Here is a 15,895-nt window from a genome sequence, read left to right on the forward strand (position 1 = left end):
AACGGCGATGAGCAAACCTGAACCTGTGACCCGCCCCGCTGCGGGCATTGATACCAGCTGGCTGACGCGGATGCAGATGGCCCACGGGCGCAAGCTGGTGATCGCCCTCCCTTACGTGTGGCTGATCCTGCTGTTCCTGCTGCCGTTCCTGATTGTGTTTAAAATCAGCCTGGCCGAGATGGCGCGCGCGATCCCGCCCTACAGCGACCTGGTGGAGTGGGGCGACAGCCAGCTGTCGATCATGCTCAACCTGGGCAACTTCCTGCAGCTGACCGACGATCCGCTCTATTTTGAGGCCTATCTGCAGTCCCTGCAGGTGGCGGCTGTCTCGACGATCTGCTGTCTGCTACTGGCCTACCCGCTGGCCTGGGCGGTGGCCCACAGCAAGCCCTCGACGCGTAATATCCTGCTGCTGCTGGTGATTTTACCCTCGTGGACCTCGTTCCTGATCCGCGTTTATGCCTGGATGGGGATCCTGAAGAACAACGGCGTGCTGAACAACTTTCTGCTGTGGCTGGGGGTTATCGACCAGCCGCTGACCATTCTGCACACCAATCTGGCGGTCTATATCGGCATTGTGTACGCCTATCTGCCGTTTATGGTTCTGCCGATTTACACCGCCCTGACGCGCATCGACTACTCGCTGGTAGAAGCGGCGCTGGATCTCGGTGCCCGTCCGATGAAAACCTTCTTCAGCGTCATCGTGCCCCTGACCAAAGGCGGGATTATCGCCGGGTCGATGCTGGTGTTTATTCCGGCGGTGGGGGAGTTCGTGATCCCGGAACTGCTCGGCGGCCCGGACAGCATTATGATTGGCCGCGTGCTATGGCAGGAGTTCTTTAACAACCGCGACTGGCCGGTGGCCTCGGCGGTGGCGATCGTGATGCTGCTCCTGCTGATCGTGCCGATCATGTGGTTCCACAAGTACCAGCAGAAACAGATGGGAGATCACGGATGAACAACTTACCGGTAGTACGCTCGCCGTGGCGGATCCTGATCCTGGTGCTCGGCTTTACGTTCCTGTATGCCCCGATGCTGATGCTGGTGATCTACTCTTTCAACAGCTCCAAACTGGTGACGGTCTGGGCGGGCTGGTCCACGCGCTGGTACGGCGAGCTGTTTAGGGACGAGGCGATGATCAGCGCCGTGGGGTTAAGCCTGACCATTGCCGCCTGCGCGGCGACGATGGCGGTGATCCTCGGCACTATCGCCGCGGTGGTGATGGTGCGCTTTGGCCGTTTCCGCGGCGCCAACGGTTTTGCCTTTATGATCACCGCCCCGCTGGTGATGCCCGACGTGATCACCGGCCTGTCGCTGCTGCTGCTGTTTGTGGCGATGGGGCACGCCATTGGTTGGCCGTCGGATCGCGGCATGCTGACCATCTGGCTGGCCCACGTCACCTTCTGCACCGCCTATGTGGCGGTGGTGATCTCCTCGCGGCTGCGCGAGCTGGATCACTCCATTGAAGAGGCGGCGATGGATCTCGGGGCGACGCCGCTGAAGGTGTTCTTCATCATCACCCTGCCGATGATCATGCCGGCGGTGGTCTCCGGCTGGCTGCTGGCCTTTACCCTGTCGCTCGACGACCTGGTGATCGCCAGCTTTGTCTCCGGCCCGGGGGCGACCACGCTGCCGATGCTGGTCTTCTCCAGCGTGCGCATGGGGGTCAACCCGGAGATTAACGCCCTGGCAACGCTGATCCTGGGCGTGGTCGGCATTATCGGCCTGATTGCCTGGTATCTGATGGCGCGGTCTGAAAAACAGCGCCAGCGCGATATCCAGCGTGCAAGACGCGGCTGAAGCTCCTAAAATCTGCAAAGAAGCGTAATTGAGATGCCGCGTTATCGCGGCATCGTTTCATGGAAGACATCACGTTGGGATTTTTCAGCAAAACAAGTCAGTCACATGCCCGTCTGAATGTTCCTGCTCTGGTGCAGGTGGCGGCGCTCGCCATTATTATGATCCGCTGCCTCGATGTATTTATGATTTTCAATACTCTGGGCGTGCGCGGCATGGGCGAGTTCATTCACCGCAGCGTCCAGACATGGAACCTGACGCTGGTCTTTTTCGCCAGCCTGATGCTGGTGTTTATCGAAATTTACTGCGCCTTTTCGCTGGTGAAAGGGCGTAACTGGGCGCGGCTCATCTACCTGCTGACCCAGGTGGTCGCCACCGGCTATCTGTGGGCCGCGTCGCTGGGTTACGGTTATCCGGAACTGTTCAGCATCCCCGGCGAGTCAAAACGCGAGATCTTCCATACCCTGGTGATGCAAAAGCTCCCCGATATCCTGGTGCTCGGCCTGCTGTTTGTGCCCGCGGCCAGCCGACGGTTTTTCCGTCTGCAATAACGTGTATAATCGCTGCCCCCAGACGTATTAAGGTTTCGTTATGCAGTGCGCACTCTATGACGCCGGTCGCTGCCGCTCCTGCCAGTGGATAGAACAGCCGGTCTCCTCTCAACTTTCCGCCAAAATGGCCGACCTGCAGACCTTGCTGTCTGACCTGCCGGTGGCGGAGTGGTGCGCGCCGGTCAGCGGGCCGGAACAGGCATTTCGCAATAAAGCCAAAATGGTGGTCAGCGGCAGCGTCGAAAAACCGCTGCTCGGAATGCTCCATCGCGACGGCACCCCTGTCGATCTGACCGACTGCCCGCTCTATCCAGCCTCGTTTGCCCCGGTCTTTGCCGCCCTGAAACCCTTTATTGCCCGCGCGGGCCTCACGCCCTACAACGTGGAGCGCAAGCGCGGCGAGCTGAAGTACATTCTGCTCACCGAAAGCCAGCTTGATGGCGGGATGATGCTACGCTTCGTGCTGCGCTCGGACGCCAAGCTGCCTCAGCTGCGCGCGGCGCTGCCGTGGCTCCAGGAACAGCTGCCGCAGCTGAAGGTGATCACCGCCAATATTCAGCCGGTACATATGGCGATCATGGAGGGCGACGAAGAGATCTTCTTCACTGAGCCCCAGGCGCTGGCAGAACGTTTCAACGACGTGCCGCTGTGGATCCGCCCGAAGAGCTTCTTCCAGACCAACCCGACCGTCGCCAGCCAGCTGTACGCCACCGCCCGCGACTGGGTGCATGGGCTTCCGGTGAATCATATGTGGGATCTCTTTTGCGGCGTCGGCGGCTTTGGCCTGCACTGCGCCACCCCGGAGATGAAGCTGACCGGGATTGAGATTTCCGCCGAGGCGATCGCCTGCGCGACCCAGTCAGCTACCGAACTGGGGTTAACGAATCTGCATTTCCAGGCACTCGATTCGACGCAGTTCGCAACCGGCCAGGGCAACGTGCCGGACCTGGTGCTGGTTAACCCGCCGCGCCGCGGCATCGGCAAGGCGCTGTGCGACTACCTGAGCCAGATGGCTCCGGATTTTATTATTTACTCCAGCTGCAATGCCCAGACGATGGCGAAAGATCTCCGCGAACTGCCGGGCTATCGCCTTGCGCGCGTGCAGCTGTTCGACATGTTCCCCCATACCGCGCACTATGAAGTGCTGACCCTGTTAGTTAAGTCCTGAGCCACTGCCCGGCGGCGCTGCGCTTGCGCGGGCCTACGGGTTTTGTCGGCCCGCGCAATCTTAAACAAAATGTGAACGTTTCCCGCCGCGGAAATCGGGTAAGCTTTACCTGTTAAGATTTAATAAGGCTGACCGATGAAGCAGATCCTGCTGGTGGAGGACGATGGCGATATCGCCGCGTTACTGCGCCTCAATTTAGAAGACGAAGGTTACGTAATTACCCACGAGGCGGACGGGGGCAGGGCGCTGCACCTGCTCGGGCAAGCCCACTGGGATGCGGTGATCCTCGACCTGATGCTGCCCAACGTTGACGGGCTGACCCTCTGCCGGGCTATCCGCCAGCGCGATCACTACCTGCCGGTGATTATCATCAGCGCCCGCAGCAGCGAAACCGAGCGCATTCTGGGCCTCGAAACCGGGGCCGATGACTACCTCGCTAAACCCTTCTCGGTGCAGGAGCTGGTGGCGCGGATCCGGGCGCTGTTCCGCCGTCAGCAGGCGATGGGCCAGCAGTCCTCCGGGCTTATTACCGCCCACGGCCTGACCATCGACCCGCTGGCTCGCAGCGTCCTGCTGCACGGCGAGGGGGTGGATCTCACCCCGCGTGAATTCGATCTACTCTACTTTTTCGCCCGTCATCCCGGGGAGGTTTTCTCCCGCCTGGCCCTGCTTGAACAGGTGTGGGGATATCAGCACGAAGGCTACGAACACACCGTCAACACCCACATCAACCGCCTGCGGGTAAAAATTGAGAAAGACGCCGCCGAGCCGGAGGTGATCCGCACCGTCTGGGGCAAAGGCTACCGGTTTGCCAGGGAGGCGGAATGACGCGTCGTCTCACCCTGCTGTTTATCCTGTTGCTGACGGGCTGTGCGGCGGTGGCCTGCGCGGTGCAGCTCTGGACCAGCATGCAGTACGGGAATGCCATGGTGCAGCGTCTCTCCGGCGGGCTGGCGCAGCACATCGCCCAGCGTGAAACCCTGCTGGATGCCAACGGGCAGGTCGATCGCACCCGGCTTAAGCCGCTGTTCGACAGGCTGATGACCTTTAACCCCAGCGTGGAGCTCTACATCCTCTCCCCGGACGGGGAGATCCTCGCCGATGCTGCGCCGCCGGGGCATATCAAGCGGCAAAAGCTTACTGTTGCGCCGGTGCAGCAGTTTCTCAGCGGCGGGATGATGCCGGTCTACGGGGACGATCCCCGCACCCTGACGGGAGAGAAGGTCTTCAGCGCCGTGCCGCTGCATCAGGACGGCGTACTGCGCGGCTATCTGTACATTATTTTGCAGGGGGAAGAGCTGAACGCGCTGGCGGAGCGGGCGTGGCAGAAAACGCTGTGGAGCACGGTGCTCTGGTCGCTGCTGCTGGTGGCCCTTTTCGGCGCGCTGGCGGGCGGCCTGGTCTGGTACTGGGTGACCCGGCCGGTGAAGCAGTTAACCGACGAGGTGAGTGGCCTCGATCGCGAAAGTATGCACGTCATCAAGCAGCTGGCCGCCCAGCCCCCACAGACCGCCCCGTCAGACGAAGTGGCCCTGCTGCGTAACACCTTTATCGAACTGGCGCAGCAGATTGCCAGCCAGTGGGATCAGCTGGCCGACAGCGACCGGCAGCGCCGGGAGTTTATCGCCAATATCTCTCACGATCTGCGCACTCCGCTGACCTCCCTGCTGGGGTATCTGGAGACCCTGTCGCTGAAAGCCGGCACGCTCTCACCGCAGGAGACCCAGCACTATCTCTCTATCGCCCTGCGTCAGGGGCACAAAGTTCGCCATCTGTCCCAGCAGCTGTTTGAGCTGGCGCGCCTGGAGCACGGCAGCATCAAGCCGCAGCGGGAGCGCTTTGCCATCGGAGAGCTGATCTCCGACGTAGCGCAAAAGTTTGACCTGGCGGTGGAGACCCGCCAGCTCCGGCTGCATATCGACGTGCCGCGGCAGCTGCCGATGATCAATGCCGATCTGTCGATGATCGAGCGGGTAGTGACTAATTTGCTGGATAACGCTATTCGCCATACCCCACCGGGCGGCGAGATCGGGCTGAAAGTGTGGCTGGAGGGCGAGAAGGTGCAGGTGGAGGTGAATGACAGCGGGCCGGGGGTCGATGCACATCTGCGCGATCGGCTGTTTATGCGGCCATCGGCGCTGAGTCAGCAGGCGGCGCGGGATAATCGCGGCGGGCTGGGGCTGTTGATCGTCAAAAGGATGCTGGAACTACATGGGGGTGGGATCAGGCTGATGGAGGCGGGTCAGGGCGCAATATTTCGTTTTTATGTGCCGTTATAAAAACGCCGGGTGGCGCTAACGCTTACCCGGCCTACAAAAACCCTGGGGCCCGTAGGCCCGGTAAGGCGAAGCCGCCACCGGGCATCAGACCGCACAGCCCGTAGGTCGGGTAAGGCGAAGCCGCCACCCGGCACAACAAACTTACTGCGGGAACCACTGGTCGCTGATTTTCTGATACGTGCCGTCCGCTTTAATCGCTTTCAGGGCGCCGTTCAGTTTCTCCACCAGGGCTTTGTTATCCGGACGCACTGCAATGCCCAGACCGGTGCCGAAATACTGCGGGTCGGTCACTTTATCGGTAGCGGTGCCCAGCTGCGGGTTGGTTTTCAGCCACTCGTTTACCACCGCCGTGTCGCCAAACACGCCATCGATACGGCCATTCTTCAGGTCGATAATCGCGTTCTGGTAGCTGTCATAGGCTACGGTTTTCACTTCCGGGTGCTTATCCTGGAGGTATTTCTGGTGCGTGGTGCCGTTTTCCATGCCGATGCGTTTGCCTTTCAGCTCATCAAAGGATTTGTAAGCGCCTTTCTTCGCAATCACCACCGCAGAGTTGGCGTAGTACGGGTCGGTGAAAGTCACCTGCTTGCTACGCTCCGGGGTGATGTCCATACCTGAGATCACCGCGTCATATTTTTTGAATTTCAGGGACGGGATCAGGCTGTCAAAGGCGTGGTTAGTAAAGGTGCACTCGGCCTGCATCTGGGTACAGAGCGCTTTCGCCAGGTCGATATCAAACCCGACGATCTGGTTGCTGGCATCCAGCGATTCGAACGGTGGATAAGTCGCAGAAACACCGAAGTTGATTTTATCGGCGGCAGAAGCGCCCGCGGCGAAGGTTGCCAGTAAAGCGGCCAGAACTAACTTTTTCATTGTGAAGCTCCCGTCTGTCAATCTTGTCATTATATGCCGTGTCTGCGGCTGGGAGTTACAATGCCATTGAATGAATTTGTATGCAATAAAAATGATTAAATATTACTTAAATATAAAAAAAGGCGGACAGTGGTTAGACTTGTCCGCCTTCTGTAATCACATTGTATGCAGTTTTAGTTGCGGCGTTCGAACGCCAGCGCTCTACGCTCAACCAGACGCATCAGCAGGGTCAGCAGGCCGTTGACCACCAGGTAAATTAACCCTGCGGCACCAAACACCATTACATCGTAGGTGCGCCCGTACAGCAGCTGTCCGTGGCCCATCACTTCCATCAGGGTGATGGTGTAGGCCAGCGACGTACTCTTGAACACCAGCACCACTTCGTTGGAATACGAGGAGAGGGCGCGCTTGAAGGCGTACGGCAGCAGGATCGCCAGCGTATCTTTCTTGCTCATCCCCAGCGCACCGCACGACTGCCACTGCCCGTCCGGGATGGCGCGGATGGCGCCATAGAACAGCTGGGTGGTATAGGCGGCACTGTTCAGCGACAGGGCCAGCAGGGCGCAGAGCCACGGCTCGGAGAGCAGATGCCACAGCACCGGATACTCCTGCAGCGTCGGGAACTGGCCCGGGCCGTAGTAAATAAGGAAGATCTGCACCAGCAGCGGGGTGCCGGTAAACAGGGTGATGTAGCCGCGTACGATCCACACCAGCACCGGCGTTTTCAGCGTCAGGATGATGGTGAAAATCAACGCCAGAACCAGCGCCACGATAATCGAGGCGACGGTCAGCGTCAGGCTGGTATGCAGCCCTTTCATCAGTTCGGGTAAGTAATCCAGCATCAGCCTGGTCTCCGTTCAAAACGCGTCGCACGCAGGTCAATACGCTTGAGAATGTACTGACTGAGCAACGTGATCACCAGGTAGATAGCCGCCGCCACGATGTACCAGGTAAAAGGCTCCTGGGTACGGGTGGCGATGCTTTTGGTCTGCAGCATCAGGTCGTTAACGCTGATTAAGCTCACCAGCGCCGTATCTTTCAGCAGGACCAGCCACTGGTTGCCGAGCCCCGGGAGGGCATGACGCCACATCTGCGGCATCACCAGACGGAAGAAGATTGCCGTTTTCGACAGCCCCAGCGCCTGACCGGACTCCCACTGACCCACCGGCACCGCTTTCAGCGCGCCGCGCAACGTCTGCGAGGCATAGGCGGAGTAGAGCAGGGAGAGCGCGATCACGCCGCACAGGAACGGGCTGACGTCGAAGTTTTCGATCTGCATCTGAATCGGGATCTGCACTACGCCCAGATTGAGCGTAAAGCCGTCCGACAGCATCAGCAGCAGCTGTGACGAGCCGAAATAGATAAACAGCACCACCAGAATTTCCGGCAGGCCGCGAAGAAGGGTCACCAGTGCTGAGCCGGTCCAGGCGACAGGTCGCCACTTAGCCGACTCCCACACGGCAAAGATCATCGCCAGCACCAGGCCGATGATCAGCGCACAAACGGCAAGGCCGACGGTCATCCCGGCGGCGCTTGCTAATGGAAAAATTTCGTTCATCAGTTCTTACTTCTGGAACCATTTTTTGTAGATGGAATCGTACGTGCCATCTTTCTTCACTTTTTCCAGCGCGGTGTTGAATTTCTGCTGCAGCGCGGTGTTGCCCTGACGCACGGCAATGCCCAGGCCGGTGCCGAAGTAATCTTTATCCGTCACTTTATCGCCAACCGCAGCCAGCTTGTCGTTGGCCTTCAGCCATTCGGTCACCACCGCGTTGTCACCAAAGACGGCATCGATACGACCATTCTGCAGATCCAGACGGGCGTTCTGGTAGCTGTCGTATGGCACGGTAGTGATTTCCGGGTGCTTATCCATAATGAATTTCTGGTGGGTGGTGCCGTTCTGCACGCCCACTTTCTTGCCTTTCAGCGCTTCGATAGAGGCGTATTTACCCTTCTGACCGATGAACAGGGCAGAGTTCTCATAGTACGGAGTACTGAACAGAACCTGCTTTTCACGTTCCGGAGTGATATCCATACCGGCCATCACCGCGTCGATACGGCGGAATTTCAGGCTTGGGATCAGGCTGTCGAAAGACTGGTTCGCAAAGGTACAGGTGGCGTCGATCTCTTTACACAGGGCGTTAGCCAGATCCACATCGAAGCCGACGATCTTGTTGTTGGCATCCATAGACTCAAACGGAGGGTAGGACGCTTCGGTCGCGAAACGAATGGTCTCAGCGGCTGTTGCAGAGAGGCTAACGCTTGCAAGCAGGGCGGCAATCACTATTTTTTTCATTGTCGTTCTCTCGATTCGATTAGTGAGACAGATAATTTCTGAACGCGTCGGTCTGCGGCTGGGCAAAACAGCTCGCATCCCCTTGCTCTACGATATGACCGTTTTCCATATAGACCACACGACTGGCGGTTTTACGCGCCACTTCCACTTCGTGAGTCACGATCACCTGAGTAATGTTGGTTTCCGCCAGCTCGCGGATGATGCTGACGATCTGGGCGGTGATTTCCGGGTCCAGTGCGGCGGTCGGTTCGTCAAACAGCAGCACGGCAGGCTCCATCATCAGGGCGCGGGCAATGGCCACACGCTGCTGCTGACCGCCGGAGAGGTGCAGCGGATAACGGTCGCTGTACGGCTTCAGGCGCAGACGTTCCAGCAGCTTCTCGGCACGGGCCAGCGCCTGCTCTTTAGAGAGGCCCAGCACGCGGCACGGCGCTTCGATCAGATTCTGCTGCACGGTGAGGTGCGGCCAGAGATTGTACTGCTGGAAGACCATACCGACGTTCTGACGCAGATCGCGGATCGCTTTTTCAGACGGCGCTTTGGCAAAATTAAAGTGATTACCGGCAATATCCAGGGTACCGGAGCGCGGCATTTCAAGCAGATTGAGGACGCGAAGCAGCGAGCTTTTACCCGCGCCGCTTGGGCCTAACAGCACCAGCGTTTCGCCCTCAGGGCAATTCAGTGTGATGTCGAACAGCGCCTGGTGTGCGCCGTAGAAGCAGTTAATGCCGTTTAGTTGAATACTCATCGGGGCAGTCTTTACTCATCCAGGCAATCTATAGCAATTGAGGCCGCAAATAGTACCGTTGACAGAATAGTTATGCAATATTTATGCGTTAAAAGTTAAATATAAACCGAATCTATCCCTAAACATAGCACAAAGTAGCGAGCGGAGATGGCGACGAGAATAAATGTCGGCATTCCTCACGAAATGCCAGACATTTTGCGGGGTTTTATCTGCTTAACGGTTCTCAATAGACTGGCGCAGGGTGCCGGCCGGGGCGTGGACGCTGCCGCCGAGGTAGCGCACGTCATCAATGGCCCAGCACTGGCCTTCACGGATCATCAGCACTTCATCCTGCCAGCTTTCGCTGCCCTGGGTCAGCTTCACCCGCAGCGGAATATTGCGCGCATCGGTATTGGGGATGGTCGAGGCGCTGGCGACTTCAGCCGTTTGCGGCGCGATAGTGCGGCTGGAGAACGGATCGTCTTTCAGCAGGTTTTTATGCTGCGGATCGCGGCTGGCATCGCTCAGCAGCTGGGCCAGGTTATCGCTCAGGTACGGACGCAGCGCGGTCAAATCGTTGCTGCGGTGCGAAATGCGGTAGTCATAGAACTGTTGTGCCACGGCATCCGGACCGCCGGTAATGCAGCTGCCGCTGCGGGTTCCGATATCCTTAAAGGCCGGGGTGACCGGGGTGGTGCAGGCGCTGAGCAGCAGCGCGCAAGGCACTAAAAGCGTCAAAGCAGAATAGCGCATGTTGATTTCCTTATTAGGCTGCAATAATTAACTAACCTTTAAATGATAGCGTAACGATCGGATAATGGTTTTGTTCTTAAACGCTTAGGACCTGGTTCCCGGCATGTAATAAGGAGACAAATATGCAATTTTCAACCACCCCCACTCTGGAAGGACAGCCGATCAGTGAATATTGCGGCGTGGTGACCGGGGAAGCCATTCTCGGGGCCAATATCTTCCGCGACTTTTTTGCCGGTATCCGCGATATCGTCGGCGGCCGCTCCGGCGCCTATGAGAAAGAGCTGCGCAAAGCCCGTGACATCGCCTTTAAAGAGCTGGGCGAGCAGGCGAAGGCGCTGGGCGCCGATGCCGTGGTGGGTATCGATATCGACTACGAAACCGTCGGCAAAGACGCCAGCATGCTGATGGTCAGCGTCAGCGGTACGGCGGTGAAAACGCGCCGATGAAGCCAGCCCTGGTGCCCGTCCTGCTGGCGCTGCTGCTGGCAGGCTGTGCGACTGAAAAAGGCGTCGTGGATAAAGGCGGCTATGAGCTGGATACCCGGCGTCAGGCCCAGGCGGCTTATCCCCGTATTAAGGTACTGGTGATCCACTACACCGCCGACGACTTTGACAGCTCCCTCGCGACCCTGACCGATAAAAACGTCAGCTCCCACTATTTGATCCCGGCGGTCCCGCCGCAGCACAACGGCAAGCCGCGGATCTGGCAGCTGGTGCCGGAGCGCGAGCTGGCCTGGCACGCTGGGGTCAGCTTCTGGCGCGGCGCGACCCGGATTAATGACACCTCAATTGGTATTGAGCTGGAAAACCGTGGCTGGCAAAAAAGCGACGGCCAGAAACGCTTCGTCCCCTTTGAGCCGGCGCAGATCGCCGCCCTGATCCCGCTGGCGAAGGACATTATTCAGCGTTACGACATCAAGCCGCAGAACGTGGTGGCCCATGCAGATATCGCCCCGCAGCGCAAAGACGATCCGGGGCCGCTGTTTCCCTGGCAGGCGCTGGCGCAGCAGGGAATTGGTGCCTGGCCGGATCCGGCCCGGGTGGCGTTTTACCTGAACGGACAGCCACGTTATCAACCTGCGGATCCGGCCGTATTGCTCGATTTATTATCCCGGTACGGCTACGAGGTACCGGAGAATATATCTTTGGCCCAGCAGAAAAGGGTCATTATGGCGTTTCAAATGCATTTCCGCCCGCAGGTCTGGAATGGCCTGGCAGATGTCGAAACGGTCGCTATTGCCGAAGCCTTACTCGAAAAGTACGGTCAGCGCTAGCCCTCAAAATCAGGGGGTTAGCGCTTTTTTCTCATATTGGCTTAAGATTAATCTTAAGTTCATTTTAAATTAACTTTTAGTAAATTGACTTAAAAGTACCCACATTTAAGATAGCTCCATAGCTTGCTAAGCAATTCAGCAAATAAATATGGATTGAGACTTACTCTCATCTGAATATATCTTCTTATTTTATCTGGACTCGGTCTCGTATATCCGTTGCGACATCACTTTCGCAGTGGCTCTTTTATCTACAATTAATAACAGGCACAATAATGTTAAGTATATATGGAAAAAACTGTCGTCCGCAGGAAGCGATAGACGCTATTATTGCGGCGACCGCTGAATATCCAGAAAAAACGCTAAAGAAATGGCAGAAAATCATTACCGCAGATGTGAACTACATCCATATCGTCATTAGCGGCGAAGTCGAAATTCGTCGTGTCTCCGATGAGTTAAGTATGTTTACCATGCGCAGCGCGGGTTTTCTGGGTGTCTCATCTATCTACAATAAAGCGTCGTATATGTATGGTATTGCCCGCGATACCACGGTTATTCGCACCATCAGGAAAGATGAGTTTGAGCGCCTGATCGGTGAGAAAAATCTCTGGCCGCAGTTCAGCCAAATCCTTGTCTGGTATATTGGCCTGCTCAGCAAGCGTGATGATATTCTGGTTGCCCGCAGCGCGTACTCTGTGGTGCGTGAATTTTTGCTGGAAATTAATGAATTAATTATTTACCAGAATCGTGACGTCAATGTTTATGACTATATTCAGGAATATACCAACCTGGCCCGTAGCACGATTATTAAAATCCTCTCAGACCTGAAAAAAGGTCACTATATTGTGGTGGAAAAAGGTAAGTTGAAAAATATCACCAGCCTGCCGGAACGCTACTGAACATCCTGCTTCAGATCTCCATGGGTTAACGCCGATGGAGATTTTTTTTGCCCTGTCGTTGGCCCTTGCGCCGATATGCGCTCGGATCTTAACGTCGTTGTCCGATCGATAAGCCTCTCCCTCGTCAGCGTACCGGATTGCGTCTCGTCAACGGGATCCCCGGGCATTTTTCCCTGCGAATAATCCTCCTGCTGCTCTTTCAGGGCCTGCATAAACCGCGCTTTCAACGAGCCTGACCCGGTTTCGGGCGGCGAGACATGCGTGTCGGGCAAGGGTTCGCTGGAGATATCGCTGTCCGGGGGCTGCTGCCAGTCGGCGCCAGCGTCCATTACCAGCGGATCGCTCTTTGGCAGCGGCGGGGCGTTGACTTCCGCGGCTTCAGGTTGCGGCGCCGGGAAGGGTCTGGAGACGTACACATAATGCATATCGGAGAGCTGAGTATCAGGCTGGGCGACGCTTACCGGCTGCGGTGTGGGCGTCGGATGGCGCAGGTGCCAGTAAAGGTGCGCGTACAGCCCGGCGACCAGCATCGCGCCCAGGCAGCATAAGCTGGTCAGGCTTGTGAAGGCGATCCTGGTCAGCGAGGGGAGGCGATAAGAGAACCAGACCGCCTCACCGGTCTGGAAGCTGCGCTGTGCAGCAAGACAAATCGTGGACATTATTGGGCTTTTCCTTTCGCCAGCGTTTGCGGGGGAGTATCCGTCACCGGCGTTACAATCGCGGGTGTGGTGTTATTGATGCGCATCAGCTGCATTAGCGTCTCTTCGCCGGGCATACCGTCAACGTTGAGCCGGGCGCTGGACTGGAATTCGCGGGTTCGCTTCACCAGCGCCCGGGTCCATGTTTGCGCGTGCGTTTCCGGCTCGTGCAGGGCCTGGCTGAGTTGGGCATCGATCCAGCGCACATCCTCGCTGCTGCTGGCCGCCCCGATTGCCGTTTTCCCCGCCGGGGAAAGACGGTGCAATAACGTATAGTTTCCTGTCGCATGGGTGGTAAACCAGCTGCGCTTCACCTGCCACGTGCGGTTATTCATCAGCAGATCGAGCGAATCTGCACCCACCCGCGCCACCACCGCATAATTCAGGTGATCCCCGGTTTTCAGTTCGCTCACCCAGGGATAGCCTCCTTTCTCCAGCGTGGCGAGCGGCGCATTGCCCTGCTTACAGGCGAGGTTCACCCGGGCGGCATTCTGACAGAGCGCATCTTCTGCGGAAGGATCATAGCCCCACATGGTATAGAGCTGATGCATGGCGTCCGGCAGGTTGACCACCTCATTGTCCATCTGTGGCTGTACGGGGGCTTGCGGGGCGTGAGTCAACCGCTTCCAGCTCGCAGGGACCGGCGGCTGCACGGGCAGCATGGCGCTGAGAGTGGAGGAGAAATGCCAGCCGCAGGCGGCAAACAGCACGCTGGCAAACAGACCAACCGTTGCCAGCGTTTTGCGATGGGTGGGGCGCGGCAGCACTTCACCCGCCGCCAGGCGCAGATGACGTGAGCCTACCGCGGCGGCACGTTCGGTCCAGGCTGCCAGCAGCGACAGGTGCGCCAGCGCGTTCAGTTTGCTGACGGAGCCGTGGCTCAGGGCATGCATGCGGCGCACGCGGGCAGGGCTAAAGGGTGATGTGTCGGCACCATGCTCCAGCGTCTGCGCCTGAACATAGCGCAATGTTTCGCGGCAGGTGAGCGGGCGCAGCGTATGGCGGGTATGCACGCGGGACGCCAGGCCGGAACGGGTCATCAGACGCGCGTCCTGATCGGGCGTGCCGGTCAACACCAGCGTCAGCGGCAGCCCGCACTCCTGCGCGCGTGAAAGCAGCATCCCCAGCGTGTCCCAGCCATTATCCCGCAGCGCCTGAACGGCGGCGATCGTCAGCACCAGGCCGGTTGTTTTGCAGGCGGGGTATTTTTCCTGCCACTGATGCAGCACGGCATCAATGGCGTGCAGCCTGCTTTTGGCCTCTTTTGCGCTGGCGCTGAGTTTATACAGCAGGGCTTTCGCGCTCAGGGTCGGAAAGGCATTAATCGCCACCCCCGCAGGAGACGTTGCCAGTAATTGACCGGTGAAAGCGTTCAGTAGCGTCTCGTCATCGCTGAACAGGGCCGCAATACCGGCAAGGGTCGACTTCTCTGCCAGCATGCCGAAGACATCCTGATGATAAGACGCAAAGAAGTCGCCACAGGCGCGGGTCGCACTCCTGAAGGGCGGGCGGACAAATTTAAAATGACTCTGATACATAACGCTTCACCCTGGTAATTCATATCACTGATATTCAGCCAGGAAAGTACGAGAGGCGACGCAGTGGGTCAATTTTTCCACAGGAGAAAAATAACCTTTTATAACCGCTTAACACCGGGGTTTTTAAGGGTCAATATTTTTCTGCATTAAAGTTAATGGCAAAGCAGATGGAGCCATCAGGCCGGCATTATTACTATTTTCGGGTGTTACAGGTGCAGCGCCAGGCTGCAAATTCCTGCATTTGCTAAAAGGCCCGTTAAATAATGAAAATGCAGCTCTATTCCCGATTTATTGCGCCCTGCGTGATGTTTGTTCTGCTGCTGTTTAGCGGTCATCAGGGATATGTCGTCTTTAAGGCTTATAAAAAAGGCACGGACCCTGTCCCGGGTAATGCGCCAGAGCAGTCCCGCGCAGGTCAACAGGGACAGACGTTTGCCCTGTTTCAGCCTGCGGTTAATCAGACCACGCCGCAGCAGGCGGAGAAAAAGTCAATTTCGGCTGAGGTTGACGGAATTATCAGCAGCGATGAAGCCTGGCTCTCCTTCGCGGTGATCAAAACGCCTAACGGACAGCAAAGCTACCGCGAAGGCGAGAGTCTCCCGGGCTACAGCGATGCGTGGATTGAAGAGATCAATCCCGACAATGTGGTGGTGAATTATCAGGGGGATCGTCAGGTGCTGGCGTTAAAGCGTCCCGACTATTTTAAAGGGGAGGTAAATCCCTCTCCGGTGCCAAAACCGAAAAACGATGCCGGGGGCGATAATTTACATCTCGACGACTATTTCGTGCTGAAGCCTTATATGGATAAAGGCCAGCTCGGCGGCTATCAAATAAAGCCGAAAAATGCCTCCTCTTTTTTTAGCCATAGCGGGCTGGAAAAGGGGGATGTGGTAGTGAAAGTGAACGCCGTCGATATGACGCGGGCGGAGCAGGCGAAAAGTATTATTGCCAGCTGGTCGAAAATGAGAGAAGCGGAAGTCGTAGTCAGACGCCACGCTCACCTTGAAAATATTCGGGTTAATGTTTTAAACAATTAACAAGTGTAA

18 protein-coding genes are annotated in these 15,895 nt (G+C 57.5%); 10 read left to right on the forward strand and 8 right to left on the reverse strand.

Going from position 1 to position 15,895, the window contains the following annotated elements; translation table 11 throughout:
* Nucleotides 1–7: 7 nt before the first annotated feature.
* From potH to ES815_RS16970, 6 genes are all read left to right on the forward strand, one after another.
* Nucleotides 8–958, forward strand: a complete 951-nt coding sequence (gene potH / locus ES815_RS16945; protein WP_142488855.1) for a putrescine ABC transporter permease PotH — start codon at nucleotides 8–10, stop codon at nucleotides 956–958.
* Nucleotides 955–1,800 (forward strand): putrescine ABC transporter permease PotI, encoded by an 846-nt coding sequence (potI, locus tag ES815_RS16950; RefSeq protein ID WP_106992525.1) that lies wholly within the window; start codon nucleotides 955–957, stop codon nucleotides 1,798–1,800. The genes potH and potI overlap by 4 nt, the downstream gene beginning before the upstream one ends.
* A 59-nt stretch (nucleotides 1,801–1,859) precedes the next feature.
* Entirely contained in the window at nucleotides 1,860–2,348 is a 489-nt protein-coding gene (locus tag ES815_RS16955; protein ID WP_142488856.1) for a YbjO family protein, read from the forward strand.
* A gap of 40 nt (nucleotides 2,349–2,388) precedes the next feature.
* Nucleotides 2,389–3,516, forward strand: coding sequence for a 23S rRNA (uracil(747)-C(5))-methyltransferase RlmC (gene rlmC / locus ES815_RS16960; RefSeq protein ID WP_142488857.1), 1,128 nt, complete (start codon nucleotides 2,389–2,391; stop codon nucleotides 3,514–3,516).
* 135 nt (nucleotides 3,517–3,651) lie between these two features.
* Nucleotides 3,652–4,344 carry a response regulator transcription factor gene (locus ES815_RS16965; RefSeq protein ID WP_142488858.1) on the forward strand — a complete coding sequence of 231 codons (693 nt, stop codon included), beginning with the start codon at nucleotides 3,652–3,654 and terminating at the stop codon, nucleotides 4,342–4,344.
* Nucleotides 4,341–5,795, forward strand: coding sequence for a sensor histidine kinase (locus ES815_RS16970; protein WP_142488859.1), 1,455 nt, complete (start codon nucleotides 4,341–4,343; stop codon nucleotides 5,793–5,795). The genes ES815_RS16965 and ES815_RS16970 overlap by 4 nt, the downstream gene beginning before the upstream one ends.
* Before the next feature lie 141 nt (nucleotides 5,796–5,936).
* Here ES815_RS16970 and artJ read toward each other — a convergent pair whose 3' ends face one another.
* From artJ to ES815_RS17000, 6 genes are all read right to left on the reverse strand, one after another.
* Complete coding sequence (gene artJ, locus ES815_RS16975; RefSeq protein ID WP_142488860.1) at nucleotides 5,937–6,668, reverse strand: arginine ABC transporter substrate-binding protein ArtJ; 732 nt, start codon at nucleotides 6,666–6,668, stop codon at nucleotides 5,937–5,939.
* 173 nt (nucleotides 6,669–6,841) lie between these two features.
* Nucleotides 6,842–7,510 carry an arginine ABC transporter permease ArtM gene (gene artM, locus ES815_RS16980; RefSeq protein ID WP_142488861.1) on the reverse strand — a complete coding sequence of 223 codons (669 nt, stop codon included), beginning with the start codon at nucleotides 7,508–7,510 and terminating at the stop codon, nucleotides 6,842–6,844.
* Complete coding sequence (artQ, locus tag ES815_RS16985) at nucleotides 7,510–8,226, reverse strand: arginine ABC transporter permease ArtQ (protein ID WP_032617286.1); 717 nt, start codon at nucleotides 8,224–8,226, stop codon at nucleotides 7,510–7,512. The genes artM and artQ overlap by 1 nt, the downstream gene beginning before the upstream one ends.
* A 6-nt stretch (nucleotides 8,227–8,232) precedes the next feature.
* Entirely contained in the window at nucleotides 8,233–8,964 is a 732-nt protein-coding gene (artI, locus tag ES815_RS16990) for an arginine ABC transporter substrate-binding protein ArtI (RefSeq protein ID WP_142488862.1), read from the reverse strand.
* A gap of 19 nt (nucleotides 8,965–8,983) precedes the next feature.
* Nucleotides 8,984–9,712 (reverse strand): arginine ABC transporter ATP-binding protein ArtP, encoded by a 729-nt coding sequence (gene artP, locus ES815_RS16995; RefSeq protein ID WP_059308406.1) that lies wholly within the window; start codon nucleotides 9,710–9,712, stop codon nucleotides 8,984–8,986.
* 213 nt (nucleotides 9,713–9,925) lie between these two features.
* Nucleotides 9,926–10,444: a lipoprotein gene (locus tag ES815_RS17000; protein ID WP_142488863.1), complete on the reverse strand. Its 519-nt coding sequence runs from the start codon at nucleotides 10,442–10,444 to the stop codon at nucleotides 9,926–9,928.
* A 122-nt stretch (nucleotides 10,445–10,566) separates the two neighbouring features.
* On the opposite strand from ES815_RS17000, the gene ES815_RS17005 reads away from it, so the two are divergent.
* From ES815_RS17005 to ES815_RS17015, 3 genes are all read left to right on the forward strand, one after another.
* Nucleotides 10,567–10,890, forward strand: coding sequence for a heavy metal-binding domain-containing protein (locus ES815_RS17005; RefSeq protein WP_032617291.1), 324 nt, complete (start codon nucleotides 10,567–10,569; stop codon nucleotides 10,888–10,890).
* Complete coding sequence (locus ES815_RS17010) at nucleotides 10,887–11,717, forward strand: N-acetylmuramoyl-L-alanine amidase (RefSeq protein ID WP_142488864.1); 831 nt, start codon at nucleotides 10,887–10,889, stop codon at nucleotides 11,715–11,717. Before ES815_RS17005 ends, ES815_RS17010 begins: the two co-directional genes overlap by 4 nt.
* Nucleotides 11,718–11,989: 272 nt before the next feature.
* Nucleotides 11,990–12,613, forward strand: coding sequence for a helix-turn-helix domain-containing protein (locus ES815_RS17015; protein ID WP_142488865.1), 624 nt, complete (start codon nucleotides 11,990–11,992; stop codon nucleotides 12,611–12,613).
* Here the strand turns inward: ES815_RS17015 and ES815_RS17020 are convergent.
* Nucleotides 12,607–13,272: a hypothetical protein gene (locus ES815_RS17020; RefSeq protein ID WP_185902345.1), complete on the reverse strand. Its 666-nt coding sequence runs from the start codon at nucleotides 13,270–13,272 to the stop codon at nucleotides 12,607–12,609. The two genes, ES815_RS17015 and ES815_RS17020, sit on opposite strands and share 7 nt — an antisense overlap.
* Nucleotides 13,272–14,849: an ExeA family protein gene (locus ES815_RS17025; RefSeq protein WP_142488866.1), complete on the reverse strand. Its 1,578-nt coding sequence runs from the start codon at nucleotides 14,847–14,849 to the stop codon at nucleotides 13,272–13,274. The genes ES815_RS17020 and ES815_RS17025 overlap by 1 nt, the downstream gene beginning before the upstream one ends.
* Nucleotides 14,850–15,112: 263 nt before the next feature.
* Between ES815_RS17025 and gspC the strand changes: the two genes are divergently transcribed.
* Nucleotides 15,113–15,886, forward strand: coding sequence for a type II secretion system protein GspC (gene gspC, locus ES815_RS17030; protein ID WP_260609626.1), 774 nt, complete (start codon nucleotides 15,113–15,115; stop codon nucleotides 15,884–15,886).
* Nucleotides 15,887–15,895 lie beyond the last annotated feature (9 nt).

Origin of the sequence: Leclercia adecarboxylata, assembly GCF_006874705.1 — a bacterium.
Classification (GTDB): domain Bacteria; phylum Pseudomonadota; class Gammaproteobacteria; order Enterobacterales; family Enterobacteriaceae; genus Enterobacter; species Enterobacter adecarboxylatus_C.

Excerpts from the sequence above, each read along its gene's own strand:
- potH (WP_142488855.1), top strand. The coding sequence starts at position 8 with ATGAGCAAACCTGAACCTGTGACCCGCCCCGCTGCGGGCATTGATACC.
- potI (WP_106992525.1), top strand. The coding sequence starts at position 955 with ATGAACAACTTACCGGTAGTACGCTCGCCGTGGCGGATCCTGATCCTG.
- ES815_RS16955 (WP_142488856.1), top strand. The coding sequence starts at position 1,860 with ATGGAAGACATCACGTTGGGATTTTTCAGCAAAACAAGTCAGTCACAT.
- rlmC (WP_142488857.1), top strand. The coding sequence starts at position 2,389 with ATGCAGTGCGCACTCTATGACGCCGGTCGCTGCCGCTCCTGCCAGTGG.
- ES815_RS16965 (WP_142488858.1), top strand. The coding sequence starts at position 3,652 with ATGAAGCAGATCCTGCTGGTGGAGGACGATGGCGATATCGCCGCGTTA.
- ES815_RS16970 (WP_142488859.1), top strand. The coding sequence starts at position 4,341 with ATGACGCGTCGTCTCACCCTGCTGTTTATCCTGTTGCTGACGGGCTGT.
- artJ (WP_142488860.1), bottom strand. The coding sequence starts at position 6,668 with ATGAAAAAGTTAGTTCTGGCCGCTTTACTGGCAACCTTCGCCGCGGGC.
- artM (WP_142488861.1), bottom strand. The coding sequence starts at position 7,510 with ATGCTGGATTACTTACCCGAACTGATGAAAGGGCTGCATACCAGCCTG.
- artQ (WP_032617286.1), bottom strand. The coding sequence starts at position 8,226 with ATGAACGAAATTTTTCCATTAGCAAGCGCCGCCGGGATGACCGTCGGC.
- artI (WP_142488862.1), bottom strand. The coding sequence starts at position 8,964 with ATGAAAAAAATAGTGATTGCCGCCCTGCTTGCAAGCGTTAGCCTCTCT.
- artP (WP_059308406.1), bottom strand. The coding sequence starts at position 9,712 with ATGAGTATTCAACTAAACGGCATTAACTGCTTCTACGGCGCACACCAG.
- ES815_RS17000 (WP_142488863.1), bottom strand. The coding sequence starts at position 10,444 with ATGCGCTATTCTGCTTTGACGCTTTTAGTGCCTTGCGCGCTGCTGCTC.
- ES815_RS17005 (WP_032617291.1), top strand. The coding sequence starts at position 10,567 with ATGCAATTTTCAACCACCCCCACTCTGGAAGGACAGCCGATCAGTGAA.
- ES815_RS17010 (WP_142488864.1), top strand. The coding sequence starts at position 10,887 with ATGAAGCCAGCCCTGGTGCCCGTCCTGCTGGCGCTGCTGCTGGCAGGC.
- ES815_RS17015 (WP_142488865.1), top strand. The coding sequence starts at position 11,990 with ATGTTAAGTATATATGGAAAAAACTGTCGTCCGCAGGAAGCGATAGAC.
- ES815_RS17020 (WP_185902345.1), bottom strand. The coding sequence starts at position 13,272 with ATGTCCACGATTTGTCTTGCTGCACAGCGCAGCTTCCAGACCGGTGAG.
- ES815_RS17025 (WP_142488866.1), bottom strand. The coding sequence starts at position 14,849 with ATGTATCAGAGTCATTTTAAATTTGTCCGCCCGCCCTTCAGGAGTGCG.
- gspC (WP_260609626.1), top strand. The coding sequence starts at position 15,113 with ATGAAAATGCAGCTCTATTCCCGATTTATTGCGCCCTGCGTGATGTTT.